The organism is Psychroflexus sp. MES1-P1E, from assembly GCF_002836055.1.
In the GTDB taxonomy this organism is placed as follows: domain Bacteria; phylum Bacteroidota; class Bacteroidia; order Flavobacteriales; family Flavobacteriaceae; genus Psychroflexus.
Window position 1 is genome coordinate 44,741 of record NZ_PJBS01000162.1, and the last position, 12,342, is coordinate 57,082.

The window sequence follows — 12,342 nt, forward strand, 5'->3', positions numbered from 1 at the left end:
CCCTAATTTTTATCCTCCAAGAGTGGCACAAAACGACATTCGCCAAAGGTTTCTTTTTGAAAGCTTTTAGCAGAAGTCCTTTTCAATAAAGTCATGATTTGCGGATCTTCCCCAACGGGAATTACAAGTCTACCTCCAATTTTTAATTGAGACATTAAAGGTTTTGGTATAAAAGGCGCCCCAGCAGTCACTATAATTTTATCGAAAGGGGCGTACTCTGGCAAACCTTTGTAACCATCTCCAAAACTCATAAATTTGGGTCTGTAGCCTAGTTTTTGAAGAAAGTTTTTAGTTTTCTTATACAGTTTTTGTTGTCTTTCTATGGTATATACTTTTGCTCCCAGTTCGCATAAAACGGCGGTTTGGTAACCACTACCCGTCCCCACTTCCAAAATTAGATCACCACGTTCTACCTGCAAAAGCTCAGTCTGAAAAGCAACAGTAAACGGCTGAGAGATTGTTTGTCCGGCAGCGATAGGGAAAGCCTTATCTTGGTAAGCATGATCTTCAAAACTGCTGTCCATAAATAGATGCCTAGGAATTTCATTTAGCGCCTGAAGAACTTTTTCATCTTTAATTCCCTTTTCTCGGACCAATTCTACTAGAAATTTGCGTTTTCCTTGCTGTCTATAACTGTCTTCCAAGCTTTTATATTTAAAATATAATAATAGCAAAATTAGAAAAAAATGTTGGATACATTCATTCAGGAGGCTATTATTAGTTTAGGAGTTTTTAAAAGAAATCTTATAAAAAGCCTATGCTCACAGTTAGCTTAAAAAGAAACGTTACTTTTGTGTAAAACCATATAATTTATGCTAAAAGTTGGTGTTTTGGGCGCAGGACATCTCGGAAAAATTCATCTGAGGTTGCTCAACGAATCAAAGAAATATAAACTTATAGGATTTCACGATACAGATCAGACTCACGCAAAGAAGATCGAAGTAGAATTTAGTTATTCTTGCTTTGAGGACTATGCTGAATTACTGAATAATGTAGATGTTATTGATATCGTCACTCCTACCACCTACCACTATAGTATGGCAGAACAAGCCATAAAAGCAGGTGTTCACGTCTTTATAGAAAAGCCTATCACCTCTACCGTAAAAGAGGCAGAAGCTCTTATAAAACTGGCTAAAGCTCATAATGTAAAAGGGCAAGTTGGACATGTTGAGCGTTTTAATCCAGCCTTTAGAGCTGCTATAGGCAAAATAGACACTCCCATGTTTATTGAAGCCCACCGACTCTCAGAATTTAACCCAAGAGGAACAGATGTTCCTCTTGTTTTAGACTTGATGATTCATGATATTGATGCTATCTTAAGTATCGTTAATTCTAAAGTGAAAAAAATCAATGCAAGTGGCGTATCTGTCATTTCTGAGACTCCAGATATCACCAATGCTAGACTTGAATTTGAGAACGGCTGTGTGGCTAATCTTACAGCAAGTAGAATATCGCTTAAAAACATGCGTAAGTCAAGGTTCTTCCAGAGAGACGCCTACATTTCAGTAGATTTTCTTGAAAAAGTAACCGAAGTTGTCAAAATGAAAGACGCCCCTCAAGACCCAGACGATTTTGCAATGATTCTAGAAAACGCTGAAGGCGTAAAGAAACAGATCTACTTTGATAATCCAGATATAAGCCCAAATAATGCTATTTTAGACGAATTAGAAACATTTGCAGAAGCTATTGAGAATGACACGACACCTATTGTTACTTTGGAACAAGGTACTGAGGCTTTAAGGGTGGCTATGCAAATCATAAAAGCATTCGACGAGTAATCATTTTAAAAATAAAATCATGAAAAATATAGCTATAATAGGGGCAGGAACTATGGGAAACGGTATTGCACATACTTTTGCTCAATTCGATTATAATGTAAGCTTAATAGATGTCTCAACAGATAGTCTAGATAAAGGTATTGCTACCATCACTAGAAATCTAGACCGCATGGTTAGCAAAGAAAAAATAAGCGAAGAAGACAAGAAAAGAACACTGGGAAATATCACCACTTTTACAAGTATAGCAGACGGGGCAAAAAATGCAGACCTCGTCGTTGAAGCCGCTACAGAAAATGAAAAAATCAAGCTGGAGATTTTTAAAGAACTCGACAGCCTTTGTCCAGCCAAAACTATTTTAGCAACAAATACCAGCTCTATTCCAATCACTAAAATCGCTGCTGTCACAGGCAGACCTAAGCAAGTGATAGGAATGCACTTTATGAATCCAGTGCCTATCATGAAGCTTGTAGAAATCATAAGAGGCTACAATACTAGCGATGACATTACAAATAGAGTTGTAGAGCTAGCCAAAAATCTTGGTAAAGTCCCAACTGAAGTTAATGACTACCCTGGTTTCGTAGCTAACAGAATTTTAATGCCAATGATTAATGAGGCTGTAGAAACTCTATATAATAATGTAGCGGGTGTTGAAGAAATTGACACTGTAATGAAATTAGGCATGGCTCATCCTATGGGTCCCCTTCAGCTTGCCGATTTTATAGGATTGGATATATGTTTATCTATTTTGGAAGTGATGTATGAGGGCTTTAAAAATCCAAAATATGCTCCTTGTCCTTTACTCGTCAACATGGTGAGAGCAGGCAAACTTGGAGTGAAATCTGGAGAAGGATTTTATGACTACAGTGAAAGCAAAAAAGCAGAAAAAGTATCCTCACAATTTGTATCTTAAAGATGCCTAAAGTTATTCCATTTCAGGCGACTAGACCTACTCGAGATAAAGTAGGTCTAATCGCTTCAAAGCCTTACGAAACCTATACTAAAGCCCAAGTTGAAGCGAGATTAGATAACAATCCCTTTTCATTTCTGCATATTGCAAATCCTGGATATAAGTACAACAAAGAAATTTCTGGAAAAGAACGCTTTAGCCTTGTCAAAAACAGGTTTGAAGAGTTTAAAGAAGACGGCAGTTTCCAGCAAGATGAGAAACCCTGCTATTACCTTCATAAAATCATTTATAGAAATGAAATAGAGTTTGTAGGCTTTGTAGGCGCAGCAAGTGCTGAAGATTATGAAAATAACCTCATTAGAAAACATGAGGATACTCTAACGGAAAAAGTAGAGGTGTTTACAGAGTATCTAAAGACAGTAAGGTTTAACGCCGACCCTGTCCTTCTCACCTATCCCGATAATGAAGTCCTTGACAGCATTTCAAAAAGATTGATGCAGACTCGACCAGAATATGAATTCACGACTACCTCTAGAGAAACGCATCACTTTTGGGTGATTGAAGATCCAAAGCTTCATGAACAAATTCAAAAAGAATTTGAGGAGATGAAACATATTTATATAGCCGATGGACACCATAGAAGTTCCTCTTCGATTGATTTAAAAAAAGTACTTGAGACTGAAAATGGTCACCACACAGGGAAAGAAGCCTATAACTTTTTTATGGGATTTTTTATTCCAGAAAGTCACTTGAGGATTCATGAATTCAACAGACTTGTAAAAGACCTAAACGGTTTAAGCAAAGACGAATTTCTAATTAAGCTGGATGAACAATTCAAAATTGAAAATTTAAAGCAGAATTATTACAAGCCCAAAGAAGCTCACTATTTTAGCATGTATCTCGATGGTGATTTTTACGAATTAAATTTAAGGGATAGAAATTACGATTTTAATGATGCGCTATCAAGATTGGATGCTCAAATATTATTTAATACAATTTTAAAGCCAATTTTGGGAATTCAAGACTTGAGGACTAATTCTAGATTGATGTATAGTCAAGGTCAAAAAGACATGGCTTTCGTGAAAGGGGCTATAGACCAAGGAGACTATCAGGTCGGATTCGGAATGTACCCTGCAAGTATTGAAGAAATGAAAACTATAGCAGACGAAGGAATGAAAATGCCTCCAAAAACAACCTACATTGAACCTAAGTTGAGAAGTGGAATTACGATTTATGAATTTTAAAAATTAAAAAATGGAAGGGTCAATTAAAGAACATATCAAAACATTTACAGACGAATTAGGTGAGAATATTAACCTGGTTGCCGTATCGAAGACCAAGCCTAATGAAGACTTGCTTGAAGCTTATAAGGCTGGACAACGAATTTTTGGAGAAAATAAGGTTCAAGAAATGACGGACAAATGGGACGCTTTACCCAAAGATATTAAATGGCATATGGTGGGTCACGTACAAACCAACAAGGTGAAATACATGGCTCCTTATGTAGATTTAATTCACGCAGTCCAAAACATGAAATTACTTAAAGAAATCAATAAACGTGCAGTGGAAAATGACCGAGTAATCGACTGTTTATTACAAGTAAAAATAGCTGAAGAGGAGTCTAAATACGGCATGTCTCCAGAGGATTTAAAACTGTTTTTAAAGGATGACAAACTCGTTGAATTAAAAAACGTAAGACTGAAGGGCTTGATGGCCATGGCTACGTTTACAGATGATGAAGAGCAGATTCATAGAGAGTTTGAAATTCTTGAAACGCTTTATAAGGAGACTTCGCAAACTCAAAAAGACTTCAGTATCCTATCCATGGGAATGAGCGGAGATTATAAAATCGCCATGCAACATGACACTAACATGGTGAGAATAGGGAGTTCTATTTTTGGAGCTAGATAAACAGGAATGCTATATCACATGAATACTGATTTTAAATTCAATAACTTATCGACTTAAGGCTGACATATTATTTTTAAAGGCTTCATTATAAGCAATTGATAAAATTGAAATTCAGAGGTTAAACTTTAAAAACTAAACGAAAGAAACAGAATAATATCTTTAATTTTGTTATCTTAATTTAAAACACATAAAGCTAGGTTGTACGCCATTTTAGACATAGAATCCACGGGAGGAAAATATAATGAAGAAGGGATTACAGAAATCGCTATTTATAAATTTGACGGTAATGAAATTGTAGATCAATTTATCTCACTCATAAATCCTGAGCGAAAAATCCAATCTTTTGTAGTAGGCTTAACGGGCATCAACAATGAAATGCTCCATCAAGCACCTAAGTTTTACGAAATCGCAAAACGCATTATAGAAATAACTGAAGGGTGCACCATTGTAGCTCATAACGCTAAGTTTGACTATAGAATGTTAAAGCTTGAGTTCGATAGACTTGGCTATCTTTATGAACGCAAAACACTGTGTACCGTTAAACTATCTAAAAAGCTTTTGCCCGATTTTGAGTCTTACAGCCTTGGTAAGCTAGTAAGGAAACTAGGAATTCCTATAACAGATCGCCATAGAGCTAGTGGAGATGCTTTGGCCACCGTAAAACTTTTTAAACTCTTGCTAGAAAAGGATACTGATAAAGAAATTATAAGCTCCCATTTGAAGCTAAATGCTGTGAGCAGTATCGATAAAAAACTCATTAGACTTATAGACGATTTGCCTAATGCAGTTGGAGTCTATTATTTCTCTAATAAAGAAGGGGATATTATCTATGTAGGTAAAAGCAACGACATCAAAAAAAGAGCTAACCAACATTTTATAAGTGACGCCCAAAAGTCTAAACAAATTCAAGAGCACACTTCATCTGTAGATTATGAAAGAACTGGTAATGAGCTTATGGCATTGCTAAAAGAAAATCAATCTATCAAAAAACTTAAACCAAAATATAACTCTGCTTTAAAGAAAGATCTTTTTACCCACGGGCTTTATATGTTCGAAGACCATAACGGATATTTCAATTTGACTGTTTCTAAGTTGGACTCTAAAAAAGACTATATCACCAGTTTCACCAACTACCAACAAGGAAAGGCCTTCTTAGAAAGAGCTCTGGAGACTTATCATCTTTGTCAGAAATTAACGGGTTTACATAAAACCAAAGAAGCCTGCTTCAATTATACCATAAAGAAATGCGATGGGGCATGCATACAAGAAAAAAATGCCGTTTCTTATAATTCTCGAGTTGTAGAACTTATTGAATTTTATACTTATAAAGATAAGAACATGATTATTCAAGATCGAGGCAGACATCTTGGTGAAAAAAGTGTTGTCTTGATTGAAGATGGAAAACTCATAGGTTTTGGATATACCGAGTTAAATTTTCAAGTTGAAAATATTTCAATTTTGAAAAATATTATAAATCCTATGCAAAATGATAGAGATGCTCAACATATCATACAAAGTTATTTGAGGAAAAATAATAAAAATTTGAAGGTAATCCATTTTTAAAATGACTTGGAAGGAAAAGGTTCATGAAGTCATATACGAAGCAGACACCAAGGCGGGAAAAGTATTTGATATTGCATTATTAATCGTTATAGTAGCAAGTCTCGTTTTAGTCATACTCGACTCTGTTGAATACATCAGCCTTCAATACCATTATTTATTTGTCACTTTAGAATGGATCATTACTATATTTTTCACGATTGAATATATCCTGAGAGTCATCAGTATAAAAAAACCTAAAAGTTATATTTTTAGTTTCTATGGTATTGTAGACTTTCTTTCCACTGTTCCTCTATATATATCTTTGGTTTTTGCTGGCTCTGGAGCCTTATTATCCTTGAGGGCCTTAAGACTACTCAGAGTCTTTAGAATTTTTAAATTGGTAAGGTATTCTGGAGCTGGCTCTAGTGTAGCCATTGCCTTAAGAAATAGTGTACCAAAAATTTTAATCTTCCTTTATAGTGTCGTTATTATCTCATTCATAGCGGGAACCATCATGTATATTGTAGAAGGTCCTGAACATGGTTACACCTCTATCCCAAGGGGAATCTATTGGGCCATTGTAACTCTTACCACGGTAGGATTTGGAGATATCCACCCCATAACGCCTTTGGGCCAGTTTATTGCTACTATTATTATGCTACTTGGATATGGTATTATAGCTGTTCCTACAGGTATAGTAACCGCGGAAATGGCAAAAGAAAATACCAGAAAAAACACACAAGTTTGTTCTAATTGTGGAGAAGACGATCACAGGGATAGTGCAGAATTCTGTCATAAGTGTGGCTATTCACTAAATAAAAGACAGCAGGAGAAAGAAATTGAGAATGAAGACTAAAGAATCCACCTTGATTTGTATCGTTGGTCCAACGGCCATCGGAAAAACCAATTTAAGCATTCAGTTAGCTAACTATTTTTCTACTGAAATTTTATCTGCAGACTCTAGACAGTTTTTTAAAGAAATGGAAATTGGCACAGGAGTCCCCAGTCAAAATGAGCTTTCTCAAGCAAAGCACCGTTTCATTCAACATATTTCCATTAAGAGAGATTATAATGTTGGAGAATTCGAAAAAGAGGCCATAGAGGTCTTAGATACTATTTTCAAAACGCATTCCAAAGCTATCCTAGTTGGGGGAAGTGGTCTATATCAAAAAGCAATAACCGAAGGTTTGGATGTCTTTCCAGAAATTCCTTTAGACATAAGAACAAACATCGAAGATCTCCTCAACTCTAAGGGATTATTAGCGCTACAGTGCTTGTTAAAGAAAAAAGACCCAAAGTATTACGAACAGATTGAATTGAGCAATCCAAGACGACTTACAAGAGCGCTTGAAGTTATAGAAACCTCAGGGAAGCCTTACTCAACTTTCCTTAACCAGACTAAACCAAAACGGAGTTTTAATAGTATTAAAATAGGTTTGGATGCTCCGCGAGAAGTCATTTACAAAAGAATTGAAAAACGCGTAGATGAAATGATTGTGAATGGGCTTTTAGAAGAAGCAAAATCTCTATATCCTTTTAAGCACTTAAACGCTTTACAAACCGTAGGCTATAAAGAATTATTTGCCCATTTTGAAGGTAAAGCAACAAAAACTGAAGCCATTTCTGAAATTAAAAAGAATACGCGACGATTTGCTAAAAGACAATTGACATGGTTTAAAAAAGATCCTCAAATTAAGTGGTTTCATTATGAGACTTCCAGAGAAGAGATCATCAGCTATATCAAAGAAAAATAGCTTACCGTAGAATACAGCAAGCTATTTTATGATAAATGAAACTGAAAAAAGTAAACCTAAAGCTAAGCTTTAAGCACCTTTTCCATCAGATCCCTTCACAACTAAGCGGAATCCTTCACCATGAATGTTCAAAATTTCAACTGAATCGTCTTTTTTCAAATACTTTCTCAATTTAGCAATATACACGTCCATACTTCTTGATGTAAAGTAGTTGTCATCTCTCCAAATCTTAGTGAGCGCTAACTCTCTTGGCATTAAATCATTTTCGTATAAGGCCAATAAACGCAATAGCTCATTTTCTTTTGGAGATAACTTATTAGGTTCTTCCTCTTTGAAGGTTAAAAACCTCAGTTTAGAATTTAAATGAAAGTTACCCACGCTAAACTCAAATTGCTTGCTATCTGAAAGTGTATCTGAATTCTTTCTTTGCATGATGGCTTTTATTTTCATCAAAAGCACTTCACTATCAAAAGGCTTATTGAGGTAATCGTCAGCCCCAACTTTATATCCTTTTAAGACATCATCTTTCATAGCTTTAGCCGTCAAGAAGATAATTGGAATATCTTCATTTTTAGCTCTGATCTCTTTCGCTAAAGTAAAACCATCTTTATAAGGCATCATGACGTCTAAAATACAAAGGTCATAGTTTCCCTTTTTGAATTTCTCGAAGCCTTCCATGCCGTTTTTAGCGTGCGTGACATCGTAACTATTCATAGATAGATAATCTTTTAATACGATTCCAAAGTTTGGATCGTCTTCTACTAGTAAAATTTTCTTGTTTTCAGTTTCCATATATTTATGATATTAATGGTAATTTAATAATAAATGAACTTCCTTTTCCTTTTTCGCTTTTCACAGAAATTTCTCCATGATGATCGTCTACAATTTGCTTAGCATAAGCCAATCCTAGCCCGTGGCCCTTTACGTTATGAACATCTCCTGTGTGTTCTCTGTAAAATTTATCAAATATTTTCTTCTGAACTTGCTTAGCCATTCCGTTTCCTTGATCTGAAATGATAAGCACAATATAATTATTTACATTTTCAGTAGTCACAGTAATTTTAGGTTCAGAGGCAGAATACTTTACTGAATTGTCTAAAATATTTATAATAACATTTGAAAAGTGTGAATTGTTAGCTAATATACTATCTCTTTTGGCATCTAGATGAGTTTTGATGTAACCATCTCGATCTTCTACTATTAGATTGATATGACTAATTGAATCTTCTATAATATCATGAAGGTTAAATTTTTCTTTATCAATATTGAGCTCATTTTTTTCTAGTTTAGAGATCCTCAAAACATTTTCTACTTGAGCATGCATGCGTTTATTTTCTTCCCTTATCATATTCATGTAGCGGTCTACCGCTTCAGGATTGTTTGAAATTATAGGGTTTTTGACGGAATCTAATGCCAGATTAATAGTGGCGATAGGCGTTTTAAATTCGTGCGTCATGTTATTTATAAAATCCGTCTTGATTTGTGAGATTTGTCTTTGTCTTATAAGCTGACCTATCGCCGAAGAAAAAGCCAGTACAATAACCAAAGTAAATAAAACTGAAAGTCCACCCATAAGAGCTATTGAAGATAAAATTTGCTTGTTTTTATCTTTAAAATTGATAAACAGTTGGTAATCCGAATATTCATCATTGTAACTATATACAGGGACTCCATAAGTCGAAGGTGAGTTAAGCTCAAAACTGGCAGTCTTCACTTTAGTAGAAAGAGCATTGCTATAAATTCCAAAATCAAAATCTGACTTTAGATTGCGTTTTTCCATTTGCTCATCGATAAGCTTTTTGATTTCTAAGGTATCTACTCGCTCATGGATAGGAATTTTTGAGGCCATTTCCATTATAGCGTCTAGCCATAAGTATTTTTGCTCATCTTCTAGGTTATTAATACGCTCATAACGCTCTAAGGCATTAATAGTATTTCCATCCATGCCCTCTCTCCTCATCACGGCCGTTACCTTTCGACTAATCAATTTTTTAAATTCGATTGAATCTTGATTTTCAGCTAAAAAAGGAGAATCAATTTTATAATCCTCTTGAAATAAGCGATTAGAATACGTGAAATATTCGGTTGAAATCCCTTCATCTGGTAATTGGAAAATTTCACTAAGTTGAGCTCTTACTGGAATAGTGGAATCCGCAATAGAGGCAAATTTGAAATAGTATTTATCCACTTCATCTTTCTCCAACTGCTGCACAACATTTATAAGTATCTGCTTGGCACCCATTGAAAATTGCTCTTCGTTGCTCTCCACTGTATTCTTAATCCAATACCCTTGGACGAAGATGATTCCAACCAAAGAGACCGTCATCAGAATAATTATAAATATAAATATACGTTTATTCATTTTGCCAAAATTACAATTTTAACAAAATGCTTTCTCCGTGTTTAACCGAAAGTTAACAAGACAATCCTCTTATTTATCTGAAAAGTTTAAAAATTTTACATGAAGTTTGTCCACTTGTTGCTGAGTCTGTTTTAAATTAGTATTTTCAATTACGAAATCCGCAAGTTTTTTCTTTTTAGACTCAGGCCATTGAGCCTTTATTCTAGATTTTACGTCTTCTTCTGAAGAATGATCTCTTTGGATAACACGTTCTATTCTAACTTGTTTTGGGGCCGTTACTAAAATCGTAAAATCAAAATAGGATGCCCTATCTTTTTCAAAAATTATAGCAGCTTCATAAATGATATATAAAGCATCTATACTTAAGATCCATTTTTGAAAACAGTCGTGGACTTTTGGGTGAATTATAGAGTTGAGTTTTTCTAAAGCTGCTTTATCTTTAAATACTATGGAAGCTAATTCTGATTTGTCGATTAATCCGTCATGGGTTAATGATATATTGAAGGTATGTGCTACCTCTTGGACTACAGAAGAATCATTTAAAATTTTTTTAGCTTCTACGTCCGCAATAAAAACAGGGATATTCTTATTCTTAAACATATTTGCTACAAGCGTTTTTCCAGCACCAATACCCCCAGTAAGTCCAATCTTTATCATTTTTTAATCAAATAATCAACCTTAAAGCTATCTAAAGATACGTTTTTAACCCATTTGGGCTGCTCTACTAATTCAAGAATCATAAAATCCTCATTGGGTATATACTTGGCTATGACTTTAAAACCAGATTCGTCTATGCGCTCAAAATTAGCCAAACTCGTTTTAAAATTGACATTTACAGTTTTAGGGAATATAACGATGTCTCGATGGGTGTTTGTTTGGCTGACTTCAATTGAGATCTCAAAATTCCCTTCAGTGAATTTACTCACGGGAAGAAAGTAATCTATCTCTGTATCAAAATAATTAATAGACACACTGTCTATAGTTTGTATGCGAATTGATCCCTTAAGAGTATCAGATACTTTTTTAAAGTCTTTAAGCTTGGTATAAATATGCTCGATAGTATTTAAAATAGAGTCACTCCCAGAAACCTTTATAAATTGAGGTTCAAATAAGAAAGTGGCTGTAGAATCATAACCCATAGCAAAATCAACTTTAAAATTTGGCTTTACTTTTAGGGTCTTAGTCGCTAACCTAAAGTGCTTATATTCCAAGCTATCTATGCTCATTTGTATATCACTAGACTTAAGATTTAAAGATTTTGATATCTCCTTTTTATGTTTTTCAGTCACAAATACAAATCTATTATCCAAAGAATCCAATTGATTGAAATTGATATCCATAGACGAATTGAAAAGGCTCACAGAAAGAATTTTAAATCCTGTTTGTTGAAGGTCTACCTCCAAAGAATGCACCAAATTTTCGATAATAATATTTTCAGGGACATCCACCAATGTTATAGATAGACTTATAGAATCGTCATAGCTTTTGGACATTTGGACAAACAGCCATATAAGCATTGTAAAAAATAAGATAAAAATAAAGGCTTTATAATTTCTCTTTTTAATGTTCTGCTTTAATCTATCAAGCTGTGTCTTTTGGTTCATTGACTAAAAAATAATTGAGGGAATATTAATTTTGGTTTTTTCTTAAGGATATGAATGAAATAGTAACTTTTTATAAATCCGGACCCGTAACTAAAAAATTGAATGTTTGTTGAAAATACACTTAAGAGTCCAATTTTAATAGTTTTATAGTTCATCGTACTATCCATGAGTATAAGAAAATTATACAACACATAAAAACAAATCACAAAATAGAATTCAAAAAAAAGTAGAAACATACCTATTACAAAGAACGATAAATAAAAGAAAGGAAACCAGTACGTTATCTTCTTAGTTTCTGGGTATCGCTTAAGCAATATGGGTCTTACTAGTCCAAATTTATTGACTTGAGAACTGAATTTGAAAAAATCTACTCGCCGTTTATGATAAACAAAAGCACCCTCTATATACCCTACCTTAAAATTTTTCTTTTTTAATCGGATGGATAAGTCAGGGTCTTCTCCTGGATGCATGGATCCAAATCCAT

13 protein-coding genes are annotated in these 12,342 nt (G+C 34.4%); 7 read left to right on the top strand and 6 right to left on the bottom strand.

Annotated elements, in window-relative coordinates:
* Window positions 1-2: 2 nt before the first annotated feature.
* On the bottom strand, window positions 3-644 hold the full coding sequence (locus CXF67_RS07410) for a protein-L-isoaspartate(D-aspartate) O-methyltransferase (protein WP_102088177.1): 642 nt from the start codon (window positions 642-644) through the stop codon (window positions 3-5).
* Between the two features lie 168 nt (window positions 645-812).
* On the opposite strand from CXF67_RS07410, the gene CXF67_RS07415 reads away from it, so the two are divergent.
* From CXF67_RS07415 to miaA, 7 genes are all read left to right on the top strand, one after another.
* Window positions 813-1,778 carry a Gfo/Idh/MocA family protein gene (locus CXF67_RS07415; protein ID WP_102088178.1) on the top strand — a complete coding sequence of 322 codons (966 nt, stop codon included), beginning with the start codon at window positions 813-815 and terminating at the stop codon, window positions 1,776-1,778.
* A 19-nt stretch (window positions 1,779-1,797) separates the two neighbouring features.
* A complete protein-coding gene (locus CXF67_RS07420; protein ID WP_015023188.1) occupies window positions 1,798-2,688 on the top strand; it encodes a 3-hydroxyacyl-CoA dehydrogenase family protein in 891 nt (296 codons plus the stop codon).
* A 2-nt stretch (window positions 2,689-2,690) separates the two neighbouring features.
* On the top strand, window positions 2,691-3,929 hold the full coding sequence (locus tag CXF67_RS07425) for a DUF1015 domain-containing protein (protein ID WP_102088179.1): 1,239 nt from the start codon (window positions 2,691-2,693) through the stop codon (window positions 3,927-3,929).
* A gap of 10 nt (window positions 3,930-3,939) precedes the next feature.
* A complete protein-coding gene (locus CXF67_RS07430; protein WP_102088180.1) occupies window positions 3,940-4,596 on the top strand; it encodes a YggS family pyridoxal phosphate-dependent enzyme in 657 nt (218 codons plus the stop codon).
* Between the two features lie 198 nt (window positions 4,597-4,794).
* Entirely contained in the window at window positions 4,795-6,159 is a 1,365-nt protein-coding gene (locus tag CXF67_RS07435; protein WP_102088181.1) for an exonuclease domain-containing protein, read from the top strand.
* Between the two features lies 1 nt (window position 6,160).
* On the top strand, window positions 6,161-6,994 hold the full coding sequence (locus CXF67_RS07440; RefSeq protein ID WP_102088182.1) for an ion transporter: 834 nt from the start codon (window positions 6,161-6,163) through the stop codon (window positions 6,992-6,994).
* Window positions 6,984-7,892 carry a tRNA (adenosine(37)-N6)-dimethylallyltransferase MiaA gene (miaA, locus tag CXF67_RS07445; protein WP_102088183.1) on the top strand — a complete coding sequence of 303 codons (909 nt, stop codon included), beginning with the start codon at window positions 6,984-6,986 and terminating at the stop codon, window positions 7,890-7,892. Before CXF67_RS07440 ends, miaA begins: the two co-directional genes overlap by 11 nt.
* A 69-nt stretch (window positions 7,893-7,961) precedes the next feature.
* Here miaA and CXF67_RS07450 read toward each other — a convergent pair whose 3' ends face one another.
* The 5 genes from CXF67_RS07450 to CXF67_RS18450 form a co-directional block, all read right to left on the bottom strand.
* Window positions 7,962-8,684 (bottom strand): response regulator transcription factor, encoded by a 723-nt coding sequence (locus CXF67_RS07450; RefSeq protein WP_015023194.1) that lies wholly within the window; start codon window positions 8,682-8,684, stop codon window positions 7,962-7,964.
* A gap of 4 nt (window positions 8,685-8,688) precedes the next feature.
* On the bottom strand, window positions 8,689-10,254 hold the full coding sequence (locus CXF67_RS07455; RefSeq protein WP_102088184.1) for a sensor histidine kinase: 1,566 nt from the start codon (window positions 10,252-10,254) through the stop codon (window positions 8,689-8,691).
* A 69-nt stretch (window positions 10,255-10,323) separates the two neighbouring features.
* Window positions 10,324-10,911 carry a dephospho-CoA kinase gene (coaE, locus tag CXF67_RS07460; RefSeq protein ID WP_102088185.1) on the bottom strand — a complete coding sequence of 196 codons (588 nt, stop codon included), beginning with the start codon at window positions 10,909-10,911 and terminating at the stop codon, window positions 10,324-10,326.
* Entirely contained in the window at window positions 10,908-11,858 is a 951-nt protein-coding gene (locus CXF67_RS07465; protein WP_102088186.1) for a YbbR-like domain-containing protein, read from the bottom strand. Before CXF67_RS07465 ends, coaE begins: the two co-directional genes overlap by 4 nt.
* The coding region (locus CXF67_RS18450) for a glycosyltransferase family 2 protein (RefSeq protein ID WP_374702243.1) at window positions 11,855-12,342 on the bottom strand (488 nt) is incomplete at its 5' end. The genes CXF67_RS18450 and CXF67_RS07465, both read right to left, overlap by 4 nt.